The sequence below is a fragment of the Streptomyces sp. NPDC088794 genome, assembly GCF_044750545.1.
Classification (GTDB): Bacteria; Actinomycetota; Actinomycetes; order Streptomycetales; family Streptomycetaceae; genus Streptomyces.
Window position 1 is genome coordinate 40,571 of record NZ_JBIVKB010000019.1, and the last position, 17,279, is coordinate 57,849.

Here is a 17,279-nt window from a genome sequence, read left to right on the forward strand (position 1 = left end):
GGAGGAGGGGCGATCATCGTGGCCGAACTGCGCCTGGGACCACTGCTGAGGTATGCCGACGGCTCGTCCGCGACCGTATGGGTCGAGGCGAGCCGTCCGTGCACCGCCGAGGTGCGCTGCGCGGACGGCAGCGCCGGACAGACCCGCACCTTCCAGGTCGCGGGCCATCACTACGCGCTGGTGGCGGTGACCGGGCTGACCCCCGGCACGACGACCGCGTACGAGGTGTTCCTGGACGGCGCGCGCGTATGGCCGCTGCCGGACTCCCGTTTCCCGCCCTCCGTGATCCGCACCGGCGTCCTGGACGACGGCGTCCGCGTCACCTTCGGCTCCTGCCGCTGGGCCGCGCCGCCGGCCGGCGGTCACGACCCCGTCGGACCCGACGCCCTGGACTCGCTCGCCACCCGCATGGCGGCCGACCCGGACGGCGAACGCCCGGACGTGCTCCTGCTGTTGGGCGACCAGGTGTACGCCGACGAGACCTCGGACGCGACGAAGCGGTGGCTGGCGGCGCGGCGCGATCTGGGCGACGCCCCGGGCAGCGAGGTCGCGGACTACGAGGAGTACACGCACCTCTACTACGAGTCCTGGCTCGACCCCGAGGTGCGCTGGCTGCTGTCCACCGTGCCCAGCTGCATGATCTTCGACGACCACGACGTGATCGACGACTGGAACACCTCCGCCGCCTGGCTCGAGGACATGCGCGCCACCGCCTGGTGGCGGGAGCGGATCCTGAGCGGCCTGATGTCGTACTGGGTCCACCAGCACCTGGGCAACCTCTCCCCCGACGAACTGGCCGACGACCCCCTCTACGCGGCCGTCCGCGCGGTCCCCGACGCCACCGACGACCTGCGCGCCTTCGCCTCCAAGGCCGACGCCGACGCGGCCTCGGTGCGCTGGAGCTACCGGCGCGACTTCGGCCGGGTCCGGCTGCTGATGGTGGACAGCCGGGCGGCCCGCGTCCTGGACGAGGAGTCCCGCTCGATGCTCGACCCGGGCGAGGCGCGGTGGCTGCGCGAACAGGCCCTGGCGGACCGGGAGTCGTACGACCACCTCCTGATCGGCACCTCCCTGCCCTGGCTGCTGCCGCATCTGGTGCACGACGCCGAGCAGTGGGACGCGGCCCTGTGCCGGGGGGAGCGCGGGGCGCGCTGGGCGCGGTTCGGGGAGAACCTGCGGCGCACCGGGGACCTTGAGCACTGGGCGGCCTTCCCGACGTCCTTCGCGGCCCTGGCCGAGCTGATCGCCGAGGTCGGTTCCGGGCCCACCGCGCCGGCGAGCGTGCTCGTCCTCTCGGGAGACGTGCATCACGCGTACGTGGCCGAGGCGACCTGGGACGAGGGCGCGCCGGACGCGCGGGTGCTGCAACTGACCTGCTCGCCGGTCCACAACTCCGTACCGGCCTATGTCCGCGTCGGCTTCCGCTTCGGCTGGAGCGCGGTGGCCCGAGCGCTGGGGCGACGGTTCCTGCGGCACGGCCGGTGCGCGCCGCTGAAGGTCAAGTGGCGCAAGAAGGGCGGGCCTTGGTTCGGCAACCAGCTCATGACGCTGACGCTGCGCGGGCGTTCGGCGGGGCTGCGGCTGGAGCAGGCGCGGGTGCGGCCGGGGGCGGTGCCGGGGACGGTCGGTGATCTGGAGACGGTGACGGAGTCCGTCCTCACCACCAAGTAGTCCCGACTCACCACCGAGTAATCCGGCCCTCACCACCGCATGCGGGGCAATGGGGGCGGGTGGGGCTGACGTTGGCTTACGTGACTGCCGGAGGCATGATGATGCGGACCGTCTGCTTCCAGTAGGCGGTTTGCTGCCAAGCGCCCCACACGCCCGGGAGTCCCCGTTTTGTCTGCACCGACCGCGGAACCGCCCTCCGTCTCGCTCGCCGTGGTCGGCGCCGGACCGCGCGGCACCGGCGTCCTGGAGCGCCTCTGCGCCTCGGTGCCCGAACTCCTCCCGCCGGGCGTCCGGTTGACCGTGCACGTCGTCGACCCCGCCCCGCCGGGCGCGGGCAGCGTGTGGCGCACCGGCCAGTCGCCCGAGCTGCTGATGAACACCGTGGCCTGCCAGGTGACCCTCTTCACCGACGACAGCGTGGACTGCTCGGGGCCCGTACGGCCCGGTCCGAGCCTGTACGAGTGGGCCGACGGCGAGCTGGGCGCGGACGAGTACCCGACCCGCGCGCACTACGGGCGGTACCTGGAGTGGGTGTTCGCGAAGGCCGTGCGCGAGGCCCCGGCGGCGGTCCGGGTCGTCCCGCACCGGGCGCGCGCGGTGCGCCTCGACGACACCTCCGACGGCCGCCAGCTGCTGACCCTGGACGACGGCGGGCTGCTCACCGGCCTCGCCGCGGTCGTCCTGGCCCAGGGCCACCTGCCGACCGTCGCCGACGGCACGCAGCAACGCCTCGCGGCCTACGCCGAGCGGCACGGCCTGCGCCATGTCCCGCCCGCCAACCCGGCCGACGTCGACCTGTCCGCCGTACCGCCCGGCGAACCCGTGCTGTTGCGCGGCCTGGGCCTCAACTTCTTCGACCACACGGCCCTGTTGACCACCGGCCGCGGCGGCCGTTTCGTCGCCACCCGCCGCGGCGGTCTGCGGTACGTCCCCTCCGGCCGCGAGCCCCGCCTGTACGCCGGCTCCCGACGCGGTGTCCCCTACCAGGCGCGCGGCGACAACGCGAAGGGCCCCTACGGCCGCCACACCCCGCGCGTCCTCACCCCGGACGTGATCGCCGGCTTCCGCAAACGCGCCGAGAACGGCGAGGCGCCCGACTTCCTCGCCGAGATATGGCCGTTGGTGGCGAAGGAGGTCGAGACGGTCTACTACACGGCGCTGCTACGACGCCCACGGCGCCCGGAGTTCGCGGCGCGCTTCCTCTCCGTACCGCACGGCGATCCCCAAGAGGCGGACGTACTCGACGCGTTCGGGGTCCCGGCCGCCCGGCGCTGGAGCTGGGACCGGGTCTCCCGGCCGTACCGGGAAAGGGAGTTCGCGCATCCCGGGCAGTGGCGCGAGTGGCTCCTCGCCCATCTGCGCGAGGACGCGGCGCAGGCAGCCCTCGGCACGGTGGACGGGCCCCTCAAAGCGGCCCTCGACGTCCTGCGCGACCTGCGCAACGAGCTGCGGCTGGTGGTCGACCACGGCGGCCTGACCGGCATCTCCCGCCGCGACCACCTGGACCGCTGGTACACCCCGCTCAACGCCTTCCTCTCCATCGGCCCGCCCCGCCGCCGCATCGAGGAACTGGCCGCGCTGGTGGAGGCGGGCGTGGTGCAGGTCCTCGGCCCCCGCCTGGAGGTCACCGAGGAGGACGGCGCCTGGCTGGCCCGCTCCCCCGAGATACCGGGTTCCGCGGCCCGCGTGACCACCCTCGTGGAGGCCCGTCTCCCGGAACCCGACCTGCGCCGCACCGCCGACCCCCTCCTCGCGCGGCTGCTGAAGACGGGCCGCTGCCGACCGCACACCGTCGACGGCTACGAGACCGGCGGCCTCGATGTCACGGAACGGCCGTACCGGCTGATGGACCGTCAAGGTCGGCCCCACGCACGGCGGTTCGCCTTCGGCGTGCCGACGGAGGGCGTCCACTGGGTGACGGCCGCGGGTGCCCGCCCCGGGGTGGACTCGGTGACGCTCTCGGACGCGGACGCGGTGGCGAGAGCGGTGCTGCGGGTGGCGGCGGCCGAGGTGGGGCCGGAGGCACCGGCGGCACCGGAGGCAGGGATGGCGGTGGAGGCGGGTCCGTGGCCGGGCGCCCGGCTCGCCCGCGTCGACTAGTTCACCCGGCTTGACCGGATCACCCGGCGACCCAGCCGAACGGCACCGTGAAGCAGCCCACGCGGGCGCCGTGCGTGCCCGGCATGTCGTGGATGACGACCGAGGACGCCTCGCCCCGCCGGAAGCCCCAGTCGTGGTGGGCGCTCGCCTCGCCCGAGCCGTCTTTGCCCGCGGTGAAGTCGAGCCAGACCTCGTTGTCCGCGTTCACGTGGGCCGCGTCGGTGCCCACCTCGTGCTGGTAGTGCCCGCCCGCGGCGGCCGGGTCGGCGGCGCAGGGCTTCTGGTGCACATGGACGGCGTACGCGTGCCCGGGCACCAGCCCCTCGACCCGCAGCCGCACGGTCGTCGCACCGCCCTCGGCGGTCCGCTGGTCCACCTCGATCCACGAACCCGCCGGCACCAGCTTCATGTCGTACGTCTTCGCCGCCGACGGGACGAGGGCGGTGGGCGGCGCGAAAGCCGCGTCCGTGTGCATCGAGTAGCCGTGGGCGCCGCCAGGGCCTGCCGCGAGCACGGCCGCCGCGACGGCGCCCGCGCATATACCTGCCACCATGATCTGTACCGTTCCTCACGTCGTACGGCCGCTGCGGCCGAAGGTCGCCCCCACTCCGTGCTACGGGACACCGGCGGCCCGCGCCCGCCGGGGGACGGCAGCCGGGTGAACGTCGTGTGCCGATCCCACGTGCCCCCCATGAATCTGCTGTCACACTCCAGGCGTACGCTGTATGGCTGTTGATGGCCGCCCCTGCCGCTCCCCCGCGACAATGCGGCACGGTCTGGCCACGGGGGAGTTCACGGGGAGTCGCGGTGCTGGAGAGTGTGGGGACGCTGACAGGCAGTCCATGGATCTATGCCATGGTCGCGCTGTCGGTCCTGCTTGATGTGTTCCTGCCGGTGCTGCCGAGCGGAGTGCTGGTGATCACGGCGGCGACGGCCGCCGCCGCCGGCTCGGCGACCGGGCAGGTGTCGAGCCAGGTCCCGACCCAGGTGCCCGACATCCTGGCGCTCATCTTCTGCGCGGCCACCGCGTCCGTGCTCGGCGACCTGGTGGCGTACCGGCTGGCCTGGCGGGGCGGCGAGCGCCTGGACCGCGCCATCGCCCGCTCCCGCCGGCTGACCCTGGCGCAGGAACGTCTCGGCGTCGCGCTGGCCCGCGGCGGCGGCGCCCTGGTCATCCTCGCCCGCTTCGCCCCGGCCGGCCGCTCGGTCGTCTCCCTCGGCGCGGGCGCCGCCCACCGCCGGGTCCGCGAGTTCCTGCCCTGGTCCGCCCTGGCGGGCCTGGCCTGGGCCGCGTACAGCGTCGCCCTCGGCTACTACGGCGGCCGCTGGCTCGGTACGACCTGGCTGGGCACCGGGGTGTCCGTGCTGGCGTTGTTCGGGGCGGGCGCGGGGGCGGCGTACGTGATGCGCCGGCCGGAGAAGGCGGCCGTGGTGGACGCCCCCTGAGCCCCTAGGGCCTGTCCGGCGGATCAGTCCGGCGTCGCGGGCCCTAGGCGCCGGCCTTCTGTCCCTGACCTCGCACCTGCAACCCCGCCAGCAGTTCCGCCGTCGCCTCGGCGATCGCGTCGACGGCCTGGTCGAAGACCTCCTGGTTGTGGGCGGCGGGGGCCCGGAAGCCGGACACCTTGCGTACGTACTGGAGGGCCGCGGCCCTGATCTCCTCCTCCGTCGCCTCCTCGGGCAGCACGGGCGGGCGGAGTGTCTTGATGCTTCGGCACATGCGACCAGTCTCCACCGGTCTCCCCCGATTCGGCGAGGCCTGGGATGATCCCGTTCGAGGCGGCCACCGGCAAGGGGCCGACCGACGAAGGGGACAGAAGAATCATGGCGAACGACGAACTCACCGTGGCGGTGCTCGGCCCCGGCGGTATCGGCGGCCTGCTGGCGGGGCTGCTGGCACGCGCCGGACACCGGGTGATCTGCCTGGCCGGTGACGCGACGGCCCGGACACTGCGGACGGACGGGATCCGGGTCCGCAGCGGCCTGTTCGGCGACTTCACGGCCCGGGTCGAGGCGGACGCGGTGCTGCGCGAGCCGGTCGACGCGTGCCTGGTGGCGGTCAAGCAGACGGCACTGGCCTCCGCCCTGGAGCGCGTGCCGCCCGCCGCCCTGGGCGACGCGCTCCTCGTACCGTTCCTGAACGGCGTCGAACACCCGGCGGCCCTGCGCGCCCGCTACCGCCGCGAGCTGGTCGCCCCGGCGGTCATCCGCGCCGAGTCCACCCGGCTCGCACCGGGCGTGATCGAGCTGGGCAGCCCGTTCGCGGAGATCGACCTGACCGGCGACCCGGTCCCCCGCGAGCGGCTCGACACCCTGTCGCGGGCCCTGAACGCGGCCGGCCCCACCACCCGCGTCCTCGACGACGAGACGGCGACGCTGTGGGCGAAGATGTCGTTCCTGGCCCCCTTCGCCCTGCTCACCACCCGCTACGCCCTCCCCCTCGGCGAGGTCCGCACCCGCCACCGTGCCGAACTGACGGCCCTGGTGGCGGAGACGGCCGCGGTCAGCCGGGCCTGCGGCGGCCCGTCGGACCCGGCCCAGGCCCTGGCCCGCTACGACGCCTTCCCGCGCGGCGCCAAGTCCTCGATGCAACGCGACGCGGAGGCCGGCCGCCCGCTCGAACTGGACGCGATCGGCGGGGCGTTGCTGCGGGCGGCGGAACGGCACGGGGTGGCTGTGCCGGTCGCTGAGCGGCTGGTGCGGGAGTTGGAGGATTCGGCGGGCTGAGGGCGCCGGGGGAAGCGGGGTGGGTCGGGGTAGGTCGGGCGTCGGGGCGTGTCGAATGCGCCGGTGCCCGATCGACGTGAGGGTGAAGGCAGTACTTCCATGACGCACAGGAGTCAGGAGCACCCGACCGTGACCGTCACCGCAGACATGGCCATCTCCCTCGACGGCTACATCGCCGGCACCGACGTGACCCTCGACAACCCCGGGGGCCACGGCGCCGAACCGCTCTTCGAGTGGATCCACAACCTGGCGAGCTGGCGGGAGCGCCAGGGCATGACGGGCGGGGAGGACAACCAGGACTCCGAGCTGATGCGCGAGTGGTTCGACGCCACGGGGGCGGTGGTGATGGGCCGGATGATGTACGACACCGGCGCGGAGTTCTGGGGCGACAACCCGCCCTTCCGGGCCCCGGTCTTCGTCCTCACCCACCGCCCCCGACCGACCCTCGTCAAGGAGGGCGGCACCACCTTCACCTTCGTCACCGACGGCATCCACAGCGCCCTCGACCGGGCGAAGGCCGCCGCCGGCAACCGGAACGTCGACATCGCGGGCGGCGCGCACACGGTCCGCCAGTACCTCGCGGAGGACCTCGTCGACGAGCTCCAACTGCACGTGGTGCCCGCCCTGTTGGGGGACGGACTACGGCTGTTCGAAGGACTGGGCACCGGACAACGGCCGCGTCCCGTCGAGCCGGTCCGGGTGGTCCACACTCCTCTCGCCGTCCACCTGAAGTATCGTCTTCCGAACGTACGAGAGACTTCTGCCCGGTGACGGAGTCGGCGTGGGGTGTGTGTCCCCGTTCCGCGCCACCACTGGACGGTTCCAGGCGATGACCACGGGTCGGTGAATCTGGGCGCCGACGACCCCGGGTGGTCCGCCCCGCCGGGCAGCGAAGAGGATTCGCCGTGTCGTCGGCGCCCTACCCCCGTCTGCTGCGCACCCCTGGTGCCGCGGGCTTCTTCCTGACCGCGACCGTCGGCCGCGTCGGCATCGCGATGACCGGCCTCGGCATCGTCTGGCTGGTGCACGGCCGCACCGGCTCCTACGCCTCGGCCGGTCTGGTGAGCGGCGGTTTCGCCGTGGCCGAGGCCCTGGTCGGGCCTCAACTCGCCCGCCTGATCGACCACTTCGGCCAGACCCGGGTACTGCCACCCCTCCTGCTCGCGCACGCGGCGGCGGTGGCCACACTGCTGGCCCTGGTCGCCGGTGACAGCCCGCCCGGGCTCATGACAGCGGGCGGAGTCCTGGTCGGCGCCACCATCCCTCAGCTCGGCGCGCTGTCCGCGGCCCGCTGGGTGGCGCTGCTGGGCGAACAGCGGCCCGCGGAACTGCCCAGCGCCTTCTCGCTGGAGTCGCTCGGCAACGCGGTGGGCTACCTGGCGGGACCGACCCTGGTCAGCGCCCTCGGCGCGAACGGGCATCCGGCCCTGGGCACCGTACTGGCAGCCGCCCTGGTGGTGACCGGCGGAGGCCTCCTCGCCGCCCAACACCGCACCGCGCCGACGCCGTTGACGTCGCCGCCCGAAGCAGCCGAACGTTCCCGCGCGGGGCGCTCGCTCCTACGCCCCGCATTCACCGCCCTGATCGGCCTCAACCTCGCCATCGGCGTGTTCTTCGGCGCCGTACAGGTCTCGGTGACCGCCTTCGCGGTCGAGCACCACGCGGCGGCCGCGACGGCACCGATCTTCGCGGCATCGAACTGCGCCGGACTGCTCGCCGGTTGGCTGTACGGGGTACGCCGATGGCGGGCGACCCCGCAACGACAACTTGCCGTGGCGACAGCCGTGTTGGCACTCGGCGGCCTGCTCCTCCCCACCGCCGGCTCGCCGTTGGCACTGGGATCCGTGATCGTCTTCACCGGCGCGGCGATCCCACCCGTCCTGGTGCTCCTCTCGGTCCTGGCCGAGTCCACCGTCCACCGAGCCGTCCTCACCCAGGCCTTCACCTGGCTGAACTCCGCGAGCGCGGCCGGCTCGGCGGGCGCGGCGGCACTCTCCGGCCGAGCGGTGGACGCCTTCGGCGCGACGGGCGGCTTCGCGCTGGCCGCGGCGGGGACCACGGGGATGGCGGTACTTGCGGTGGGGTTCTGCTTGTGGGGCGGCGGGGAGGGAAGGGTGGCGGGCGGGGGCGGCTGACGCGCGGTGAGCGGTGAGGCGTGGTTGCGGCCGTGGCCCGGTTTCGAGGCGGGGGCATCCTTTGTGGCCTCAACCCACTTGAGGACTCGACCGACAGGCGAGCGGGACTCGCCGGAGTGAGGAGCTGCGGATGCGGGCCGATGAAACGGTCGTGCTGGGGCGTACGGAGCTGCGGGTCACCCGGCTCGGACTCGGACTCGCGTCCCTGGGAGGGCTGTTCACGCCGGTCTCCGACGAGGACGCGGCGCGGACCGTCGACCGCGCGTGGGACGTCGGCGTCCGGCTTTTCGACACCGCGCCCGTCTACGGATACGGCCGCTCCGAGTGCCGTGCCGGGGCGGCGCTTCGCAGCCGTCCGCGCGAGCGGTACACGCTGTGCACCAAGGTCGGCCGCCTGATCGTGCCGGGGGGCGGCGACACCCAGCCGATCTGGGCCGATCCGCCGCCCGGTGTCGGACCGCGGCGCGACTACTCCTATGCCGGGGTCATGCGCTCGGTCGAGGACAGTCTGGAGCGGCTGGGGCTGGATCGGATCGACGTGCTCCATGTGCACGACCCCGACGAGGACTTCCCCACGGCGGTGACGGACGCCTACCGGGCGCTGGCGGAGTTGCGCCGCCGGGGTACCGTCGGCGCGGTGTCGATCGGCGTCAACCACGCGCCGGTGGCGGCCCGTTACCTGGAGGAGGTGGCCGCGCCCGGGCCTGACTGCGTCATGCTCGCGGGACGGTACAACCTCCTCGACCAGTCCGGCCTCGACGCGCTGCTGCCGCTGTGCGCCGCGAGGGGTGTCGCCGTCATGGCCGCCGGCGTCTACCAGTCCGGTCTCCTCGCCGACCCCCGCCCCGATGCACCGCACGGCTACACCCACCTCCCGGCCGAACTGTCCCGTCAGGTCACCGCCTGGCACGCCCTCTGCGACCGCTTCGACGTGCCCCCGAAGGCGGCGGCCGTCCAATTCCCCTTCGGACACCCCGCGGTGACGAGCGTCGTGGTCGGCGCCCGGACACCGGCCGAGGTCGAGGAGACCGCCCGTATGCTCGCGCATCCGCTACCGGGCGCGTTCTGGACCGCCGTCCGGCAGGCCGGGCTGCTGCACGCGCGGGTACCGCTTCCCGCCGAGTGAGTGCGCCACCCACCGCTCAGGCGGAGACCATCTGGAGGGGCAGTTCGACGATCGCGTACGCGAGGAGCGCGAAGGGCACGGCTGCCGCCAGGGTGAGGGCGCGCTCTCGGTGTGTGCGGGCCATGAGCAGGGGGACGAGGGCGAACACCGTGAAACAGCCCCAGGCTTGGGGCGCGTAGTGGAGGTCCCGGGCGAACATCACGCCCTCCATCCCGAAGAGCCCGGCGAACGCGGCAAGCCCGGCGACACGGCTCCACGCGTCCCGGCCGCGCACGTCCTTGCCGGCACGCCACGCGTACCCCGCGACGCCGAACAACGGCCCCGCCACGCACGCCATCCCCAGCCAGACGAGCGGGAAGAACAGAGACCCCATGCCGTCGCGCCCGAACTCGGCGTAGCCGTAGTACCCGACGACAAGTCCGGCCTCCGCTCCCAGCCCACCGACCGCGGACCGGACCACCGTGCCGCCCCGCCCGGCGAGCAGCGCCCCGGCGACGAACGCGACCGCCGACCACACGGCGCCCGAGTTGGCGATCTGGTTCCAGGCCCCCGGCAGCCATCCCTGGGCGAGGTTGGTAAGTACGCCGAGCAGTGATCCGCCGACGGTCGCCGCCGCCGTGGCGGTCAACGCATCGAGGTGACGGCCCGGTTGCACCAAGTCACCCGAGCCGCCCGAATCACCCAAGCCGTCCGGGGTCGCAGTCGTCGCCATGGCGGCCACTATACATACGATGTATACGCGCCGTGTATAGCCATCCGGTCCTGAGGCGTCACATCACGGCGTCGGCACCGGGCGGCGGGGAAAGCGACCGAGAACGAAGTGGGTGGGGACGACCGCGACCCAGAACCACATGGCCGCGTCCGTGTTGACGAAGGCCAGCGGGATGGAGAGGCCGAAGACCAGCACGCTGGAGCCGAGTTGGGCGGTGAGGCGGCGACGCGCCACGGCGGCGGGTGAGGTGGGCGTGGGGTGCACTTGGCGTTGCGTGAGCAGCAGCAGGGCGGTGTGCACCGCGTGGATCGCGGCCATCGCACCGGCGTAGAGGGCGACGGCGACGGGCTGGGAGGCGTACTCGGCCAGGAGCCCGGTGGGGAAGGGCAACAGGGCGACCAGGCCCAGGCCGAGCAGGATCAACTCGGTGATGACGAACGACTCGACGGGCAGCGAGGCGAGGATGCGGCGGTGGTCGCGCCAGAAGCCGGAGAGGAGGGTGAAGCTGAGGGCGAAGGCGCCGAGGCTGGGGAGTTCGTCGCTCAGGGCCCGGTGGAACGCGGCGTCGTTCAGACCCGCGGGGACCGCCACGTCGATGACGAGAAGGGTCATCGCGATGGCGTATATGCCGTCGGACAAAGCGATCAGGCGTGCCACGCCCGGGGCGTTCTCGTGGGTGCGCGTCTGCGCCGCCGGCTCTGTCATGGCGACGAGAGTAGGGCGTCCGCCCTGGCCGGATCGCACCGGCCAAGGCTCGGTCGACTCACACCGTCACGCCGTCACCGGCGGCCGTACGTCAGCAGGTACGGCCCACGTAGTGGGCTCCCTGGATCTTGTCGGCGGAGCCCAGCCAGGTCGTGCCGGGCGCGACACAGCGCTCGTAGTCGGGCGCCAGGGCAACCCTGACCTGGATGACGACTCGCGAGCCGTCGGAGGTGCAGTGGTTGTAGTAGGCGTCGCTGGAGGTCTCGTAGAACCCGCACGGGTCGGCGGCGGCCGGTCCGGCGGTGACGGTCCCCGTGGCCAGGGAGGCGAACGCGAATGCGGTGACACCGAGGACGCGGGTCACCATACGACGAATACGCAAGCGGAACTCCTGGATCAGTGCAGGCCGACGACACGAACAGGCTTGTGCCTGCCGGTCAGTTGGCTGGATGCCCGAGTATTGCGACGTATCCCGGCGGGATTGAGGGGCCGCCCGGGTTGTTCACCTGGCGAATCGTTCACCCACTACGCCGAACGGATGGCCCGATGTCCGACCTCCACCACCAGACCGCCTACTGGGACGCGGTCGCGGAGACCAAGCACTTCACGCACCCGCTGCACACACCGTGGCTCGACGGCCTCGGCCGGGACGCCGTGATCCTCGACTACGGCTGCGGATACGGCCGGACCATGGACGCCCTCGAACAGCAGGGCTTCGGCGACCTCTTCGGCGTCGACACCTCGCCGGGGATGATCTCCCGCGCCCGCCGTCTGCACCCCGCGATGCGCTTCGAGGTGCTGGACACCCCGCCGACCCTGCCGTGCCCGGACGCGAGCATCGACCTGGTCGTCCTCTTCGCGGTCCTGACCTGCGTCCCCGACGACCAGGCACAGCGCCGGCTGATCGGCGAGGTGCGCCGCGTCCTCAAACCGGGCGGACGTCTCTACCTCAGCGATCTGCTCCTCCAGAGCGACCGGCGCAATCGCGACCGCTACACCGAGTACAGCGAACGCCACGGCGGCCCCTACGGAGTCTTCCGCACCGACGACGGCGCCGTCTGCCGCCACCACCCCGACGACTGGTTCACCGACCTGCTCAGCGACTTCACGTCCATCGACACCCGCCCCATCACGGTCGCCACGATGAACGGGCATGAGGCGGCCGGGGTGCAGATCCTGGCGGGCACACCGACCTCCGCACCCCCTCGTACGGTCGAACGCCCCGGCCCTACCAGCTGAGTTCGAGGCTCCCGCCCACCGGCAAGGCGTGCCAGCGGTCCGCGTACGTGTCGAAGCGGGCCACGATGTGGTCGACGACCGGGGGGAGTTGGTCGGCACGGACATACGCCGGGAGCGTCTTCGCGTGGCCGCGCCGGACCTCCCAGACGGGGACCGCGACGGCCGCCAGCTCCTCCGAGCGGGCCATGTCCGCACGGGCCTGCGGGGACGGTGTCGTCGGCTTCGACCTGCGACGGCGGGCCGCCTTGTTCCGCTCGGCGGGATCCGCGGGCCAGAACAGGCCGTTGTCACCGGCGGCCAGTCGCCCGTACACCCCGAGCCTGATCCCCGCCTCCGCCTCCACGAGGAAGTGCACCAGGTCGTGCGGCAGATACGGATGCCCGCCGGGACCGTTGCGCGGAGCCAGCGCCGCGCCGGTCTCGCGGTGCACGGCGATGTCGTAACTCGTGCCGGGGCCCTTGGTGAAGACAACACGCATGGCACTCACGCTAGGCGCCGGGCCCGCACCCACGCATCCCGATTTCCTGCTCCGCGAGGTGGCCGATCCGGCGGTGCTACGGGAGCCGATCCGGCGGTCTACGGGATCAGCACGATCCTGCCGAACACCTCACCGGCGTCCATCTTCCGGTGCGCCGCCACCGCCTCGTCCAACGGCAGCACCTCGTGGACCACCGCCTCCAGTCCACCACGGCCCGCGGCGGCGAACTGCGCGCTCCGCTCGGCCCGCAGGTCGGCCTCGTCCACCGTGTCGAGGCTGAAGGTGGCGAAGGTCAGCGAACTCCGGAAGGCGGCCATGAGCTTCGTACCGAAGTCCGCGGGCGGCTGGCCGCCGACCATGCCGACGGCGACGAGGCGGCCGTTCGGGTTGAGCCGGACGAAGAACGCGGGCAGGTCGGCGCCGGCGACGATGTCGATGATGACGTCGTAGCCGGCGGGCGCGTCCGCGCTGCCGTTGCCGTGGTCGTTCCCGTTGCCGGAGCGGTCGAGGACGTGGGTCGCCCCGAGCGCGCGCAGGCGTTCGCCCCGCTCGGCGGACGACGTCGTGACCGCCACCGCCGCGGCCCCACCGCGCGCCGCCAGTTGTACGGTCATGAGCCCGAGGCTGCCGGACGCGCCGCGCACCAGGACCGTCTCCCCGGGCACGAAATGGGCGTGCGCGAGGGCGAAGTGCGCGACGGACCCGGCGCTGCCGAGGGTCACCGCGTCGACGGCGGACAGATCGGCGGGGAGCGGAACGACCCGCTCCGCCGAGGCGACGGCCTGTTCGGCGTAGCCGCCGCCCGCGCCGGGGGACCCCCACACCCGGCGGCCGATCCATGACCCCTCGACACCGTCCCCGACGGCGGTGACGGTGCCGGCCACCTCGCCGCCGGGGACGAACCCCTCCGTGAAGCCGTAGGAGGCCAGCGCGCCGCTCCGGATCAGGGTGTCCACGCCGCCGACGCCCACCGCCTCCACGGAGATGAGGACCTGGCCGGCGGCAGGCAGCGGCGCCGGAAGATCCACCACCGCCAGACCTTCCGGTCCTCCGAACGACTTGATCTCGATGGCCTTCAACGTGGTCTCCGTCCGGGTCGGGGTTGTTCGAGGCGGTTGCGCGGTTGCAGCCGCCGTTTCGGACCGTAACGGACGCCCCCGTCCGTTTGGCTAAAGTGAGAGCGTGACCGACGATTTGCCTCACACCCTGCGCTCCGACGCCCAGCTCAACCGCGAACGCATCCTCGACGCGGCCCGCGCGCTCTTCCGCGCCGAGGGCCTGAACGTGCCGATGCGCGAGGTCGCCCGGCACGCCGAGGTCGGGCCCGCCACCCTGTACCGGCACTTCGCGACCAAGCAGGCGCTCGTGACCGCCGCCTTCGCGGACCAACTGCGCGCCTGCCGTGACATCGTCGACGCGGCCTGCGCCGATCCCGATCCGTGGCGTGGTTTCCGTACGGTCGTCGAGAAGGTCTGTGAACTGCACGCGCGTGACCGGGGGTTCACCGAGGCGTTCATGTCGACGCTCCCGGGAGCGGACGCGGCGGCCGTGGTGGCGAGCAGCGAGTACCAGTTCAAGGCGGTCGACGCGCTGGCTCAGCGAGCCAAGGACGCGGGGCGCCTGCGGCCCGACTTCACGCTCGACGACCTCGTCCTGATGCTCATGGCCAACAAGGGGATCCACGCCCCGTCACCCACCCTCCAGGCCAACGCCTCCCGGCGCTTCGCGGGCTTCGTGATCCAGGCGTTCGAGGCCTGCCCGCACCAGAGCGCACTGCCGCCGGCGGTGACGTTCGAGCGGTACGAGTCGCTCGGCGGCCAGTCCCGGCATTAATCGCCTTTCCCACCCGGCCAGTCGGGGACTAGCCTGCGAGCGACCCACGAGGAGCGAAGAGACATGCCCGGTCGTCCGAGCGCGCGTTGACGTCGTAGGCCGTGATCGGCCCGTCAATCGCGTGCTGCCTTGATGTTGCGGCACAGCGAGCCTTCTTCCCTGTCGTTGTCGGCAACCTGAGGACTCCCGTGCCGTCCGCTTCTCCCTCCCCCACTCCGTCGAGCCTGTGGCGGGACCGCGACTTCCGTAGCCTCTGGGTCGGCCAGACCGTCTCCCAACTCGGCGAACACACAAGCCTGTTGGTGCTGCCGCTCATCGCCGTCCTGACCCTCGACGCCAGTGCCGGCGAGTTGGGCGCGCTCCGCGCGGTGGGGCAGGCGCCGATCCTGTTGCTCTCGCTCTTCGTCGGTGCGTGGGTGGACCGTTGGCGGACCCGCACGGTGATGGTGCTGGCGGACGTCGGCCGGACCATGGCGCTGGGCGTCGCCGCGCTGGCCGCTCTCCTCGGCCGGCTCGACCTGCCCACGCTGTTCGCGGTCACCTTCGCCGTCGGCGCCCTGTCCGTGTTCTTCGACGTGGCCTACCAGGCGTCTCTCGTAAGGCTGGTGACACATGATCAGCTGGTGCGAGGCAACAGCGCACTCGAAGGCAGCAGATCCGTGGCCCAGATCGGCGGCCCCGCGCTCGGCGGCACGTTGGTGACCCTGCTGTCGGCACCGGTCGCCGCCGCCTCCGGCGCCCTGTTCTTCGCGCTGTCGTTCCTTTCGATACGACGGATCCGGCACCGCGAATCGATGCCGGAGCGCACGCAACGCCCCCCGCACATAGGGCGCCGGATCCACGAAGGCCTCCGCTTCGTCGTCGGCGACACCTCACTGCGGACGGTCTGCCTCGCCTCGGCCGCCTTCCAGTTCTTCTTCGCCGCCACGATGACCGTCTATCTGCTCTACCTCCCCCGGGAACTGCACCTCTCGGGCACGGCGGTAGGGCTGGCACTCGCGGCGACGGGACCGGGCGCGCTCCTGGGCTCGGTGCTGGCGGCCCGCCTGCCGCGCCGGTTCGGCCACGGCCCGGTGCTCGTGTCCGCGGCGGTACTCGGCGACGGCGCGTTCCTGTGCGTACCCGCGTTGCACAGCTCCTCCGCGATCACGGTTCCGGTGCTCCTCGCGGTCGGCTTCGCGTTCGGGACCGGCGGCCAGTTGGTGAACGTCACGGTCATGGCCGTACGGCAGGCGGTCACGCCGGACGGGATGCAGGCGCGCGCGGCCGCCACGATCACGTTCGCCGGCATGGGAACGACTCCGCTCGGCTCCCTCCTGGGCGGCTTCCTCGCACAGGAATGAACCCTGCGGGCCGGCCTCCTGACAACAGCGGCAGGGATGCTGCTCTCCCCTGCGCTGATGGCACTGTCCCCACTCGCCCGCCTGGGCCGGACGCTCCCCTGACCACCCTCACGTTATGGACTTGCCAGTCCATTTTTTCCGAAGCACAGTGGCACCCGCGTCGAACCGACGCCGGAGAACCGAGCAACGGAGTGGAACATGTCGATGCGGCTCGCGGGCAAGACCGCCTTGGTGACCGGAGCGACCAGCAATATCGGACGGGCGATCGCGGAGGCCTTCGCCGCCCAGGGGGCGCACGTCGCCGTGTCCGGCCGCAGCGCCGAGCGGGGCCAGGAGGTCGTCGACGGCATCCGTGCCCGCGGCGGCCGCGCCGACTTCGTACGGGCCGACCTGGACGGCAGCGCCGCGGCCTCGCAGACGCTGGCCCGGGAGGCGACGCGGGTCCTGGGCGGCCGGATCGACGTCCTGGTCAACAACGCCGGCATCTACCCCGGCGACACCACGGCGGCCACCGACGAGAAGACCTTCGACCAGGTCTACGCCGTGAACGTGAAGGCCCCGTTCTTCCTGACCGCGGCCGTCGCTCCCGCCATGGTGGCGGCCGGCGGCGGGGCGATCATCAACCTGGGCTCCTGGATCGCCCGCCTGGGCCTTCCGATCGCCGCGCTCTACAGCTCCACCAAGGGGGCCGTGGAGACCCTGACCCGGGCCTGGGCGGCGGAGTTCGGACCGCAGGGGGTACGGGTGAACGCGATCTCCCCGGGCGTGGTGCAGACGCCCGTACCGGGCGAGTCCCACCCGGCCGAGATCATGATGAAGGGCACCCCGGCAGGCACGATGGGCACTCCGGACGCCGTCGCGAACGCGGCCGTGTACCTGGCCACCGACGAGTCCTCATTCGTACACGGCATCGTGCTCGACGTGGACGGCGGCCGTACGACGGCTGCGGTCATCGCGGGCTGAGACCTGATGGGAGTGGGTGATCAGGGGGGCCGGGGTTGAGGTCCGAGGGCCGGGGCCGGGGCCAGGGCCGAGGGCCGGAGCCGGGGCCGAGGGCCGGAGCCGGGGCCAGGGCCGGAGTCGAGAGCCGAAGGCCGGAGCCGGAGCCAGGGCCGGAGTCGAGAGCCGAAGGCCGGAGCCGGAGCCAGGGCCGGAGTCGAGAGCCGAAGGCCGGAGCCGGAGCCAGGGCCGGAGTCGAGAGCCGAAGGCC

General features: G+C 72.7%; 17 protein-coding genes and 1 pseudogene. 11 read left to right on the forward strand and 7 right to left on the reverse strand.

Annotation, left to right across the window (positions count from 1 at the left end):
• The first annotated feature begins 18 nt into the window (after positions 1-18).
• On the forward strand, positions 19-1,671 hold the full coding sequence (locus tag ACIP6U_RS40230) for an alkaline phosphatase D family protein (protein WP_401727713.1): 1,653 nt from the start codon (positions 19-21) through the stop codon (positions 1,669-1,671).
• A gap of 168 nt (positions 1,672-1,839) precedes the next feature.
• A complete protein-coding gene (locus ACIP6U_RS40235) occupies positions 1,840-3,771 on the forward strand; it encodes an FAD/NAD(P)-binding protein (RefSeq protein ID WP_401727714.1) in 1,932 nt (643 codons plus the stop codon).
• 19 nt (positions 3,772-3,790) lie between these two features.
• Here the strand turns inward: ACIP6U_RS40235 and ACIP6U_RS40240 are convergent, their stop codons facing one another.
• The gene (locus ACIP6U_RS40240; RefSeq protein ID WP_401727715.1) at positions 3,791-4,324 is read right to left on the reverse strand and encodes a superoxide dismutase family protein; all 534 of its coding nucleotides are present in this window, start codon (positions 4,322-4,324) and stop codon (positions 3,791-3,793) included.
• Between the two features lie 254 nt (positions 4,325-4,578).
• On the opposite strand from ACIP6U_RS40240, the gene ACIP6U_RS40245 reads away from it, so the two are divergent.
• Positions 4,579-5,217, forward strand: coding sequence for a DedA family protein (locus ACIP6U_RS40245; protein WP_401727716.1), 639 nt, complete (start codon positions 4,579-4,581; stop codon positions 5,215-5,217).
• A 43-nt stretch (positions 5,218-5,260) separates the two neighbouring features.
• Here ACIP6U_RS40245 and ACIP6U_RS40250 read toward each other — a convergent pair whose 3' ends face one another.
• Positions 5,261-5,491 carry a DUF2277 domain-containing protein gene (locus ACIP6U_RS40250; RefSeq protein WP_401727717.1) on the reverse strand — a complete coding sequence of 77 codons (231 nt, stop codon included), beginning with the start codon at positions 5,489-5,491 and terminating at the stop codon, positions 5,261-5,263.
• Positions 5,492-5,595: 104 nt separating this feature from the next.
• On the opposite strand from ACIP6U_RS40250, the gene ACIP6U_RS40255 reads away from it, so the two are divergent.
• The 4 genes from ACIP6U_RS40255 to ACIP6U_RS40270 all read left to right on the forward strand — a co-directional run bounded on the left by ACIP6U_RS40255 (position 5,596) and on the right by ACIP6U_RS40270 (position 9,759).
• Positions 5,596-6,498, forward strand: coding sequence for a ketopantoate reductase family protein (locus ACIP6U_RS40255; protein WP_401727718.1), 903 nt, complete (start codon positions 5,596-5,598; stop codon positions 6,496-6,498).
• 129 nt (positions 6,499-6,627) lie between these two features.
• Positions 6,628-7,269: a dihydrofolate reductase family protein gene (locus ACIP6U_RS40260; protein ID WP_401727719.1), complete on the forward strand. Its 642-nt coding sequence runs from the start codon at positions 6,628-6,630 to the stop codon at positions 7,267-7,269.
• Positions 7,270-7,403: 134 nt separating this feature from the next.
• Positions 7,404-8,633: an MFS transporter gene (locus ACIP6U_RS40265; RefSeq protein ID WP_401727720.1), complete on the forward strand. Its 1,230-nt coding sequence runs from the start codon at positions 7,404-7,406 to the stop codon at positions 8,631-8,633.
• Positions 8,634-8,763: 130 nt separating this feature from the next.
• Entirely contained in the window at positions 8,764-9,759 is a 996-nt protein-coding gene (locus ACIP6U_RS40270) for an aldo/keto reductase (protein ID WP_401727721.1), read from the forward strand.
• Between the two features lie 16 nt (positions 9,760-9,775).
• Here ACIP6U_RS40270 and ACIP6U_RS40275 read toward each other — a convergent pair whose 3' ends face one another.
• The 3 genes from ACIP6U_RS40275 to ACIP6U_RS40285 all read right to left on the reverse strand — a co-directional run bounded on the left by ACIP6U_RS40275 (position 9,776) and on the right by ACIP6U_RS40285 (position 11,543).
• Positions 9,776-10,471, reverse strand: a complete 696-nt coding sequence (locus ACIP6U_RS40275) for a DUF6518 family protein (protein WP_401727722.1) — start codon at positions 10,469-10,471, stop codon at positions 9,776-9,778.
• Between the two features lie 63 nt (positions 10,472-10,534).
• Positions 10,535-11,176 carry a TMEM175 family protein gene (locus ACIP6U_RS40280; protein ID WP_401727723.1) on the reverse strand — a complete coding sequence of 214 codons (642 nt, stop codon included), beginning with the start codon at positions 11,174-11,176 and terminating at the stop codon, positions 10,535-10,537.
• Positions 11,177-11,267: 91 nt separating this feature from the next.
• Positions 11,268-11,543, reverse strand: a complete 276-nt coding sequence (locus tag ACIP6U_RS40285) for a DUF6355 family natural product biosynthesis protein (protein ID WP_401727857.1) — start codon at positions 11,541-11,543, stop codon at positions 11,268-11,270.
• Between the two features lie 179 nt (positions 11,544-11,722).
• On the opposite strand from ACIP6U_RS40285, the gene ACIP6U_RS40290 reads away from it, so the two are divergent.
• Complete coding sequence (locus ACIP6U_RS40290; protein WP_401727724.1) at positions 11,723-12,415, forward strand: methyltransferase domain-containing protein; 693 nt, start codon at positions 11,723-11,725, stop codon at positions 12,413-12,415.
• On the opposite strand, the gene ACIP6U_RS40295 is transcribed toward ACIP6U_RS40290, so the two are convergent.
• Together ACIP6U_RS40295 and ACIP6U_RS40300 are read right to left on the reverse strand one after the other, a co-directional pair.
• Positions 12,405-12,893, reverse strand: a complete 489-nt coding sequence (locus tag ACIP6U_RS40295) for a hypothetical protein (protein WP_401727725.1) — start codon at positions 12,891-12,893, stop codon at positions 12,405-12,407. The genes ACIP6U_RS40290 and ACIP6U_RS40295 overlap by 11 nt on opposite strands.
• Positions 12,894-12,991: 98 nt before the next feature.
• Positions 12,992-13,972 (reverse strand): zinc-binding dehydrogenase, encoded by a 981-nt coding sequence (locus ACIP6U_RS40300; RefSeq protein ID WP_401727726.1) that lies wholly within the window; start codon positions 13,970-13,972, stop codon positions 12,992-12,994.
• Positions 13,973-14,075: 103 nt separating this feature from the next.
• Between ACIP6U_RS40300 and ACIP6U_RS40305 the strand changes: the two genes are divergently transcribed.
• The 3 genes and pseudogenes from ACIP6U_RS40305 (at position 14,076) to ACIP6U_RS40315 (ending at position 17,032) form a co-directional block, all read left to right on the forward strand.
• Positions 14,076-14,726 (forward strand): TetR/AcrR family transcriptional regulator, encoded by a 651-nt coding sequence (locus ACIP6U_RS40305; protein ID WP_401727727.1) that lies wholly within the window; start codon positions 14,076-14,078, stop codon positions 14,724-14,726.
• Positions 14,727-14,914: 188 nt separating this feature from the next.
• Positions 14,915-16,171: pseudogene (locus ACIP6U_RS40310) on the forward strand (MFS transporter).
• Positions 16,172-16,267: 96 nt separating this feature from the next.
• On the forward strand, positions 16,268-17,032 hold the full coding sequence (locus ACIP6U_RS40315; RefSeq protein ID WP_401727728.1) for an SDR family NAD(P)-dependent oxidoreductase: 765 nt from the start codon (positions 16,268-16,270) through the stop codon (positions 17,030-17,032).
• Positions 17,033-17,279 lie beyond the last annotated feature (247 nt).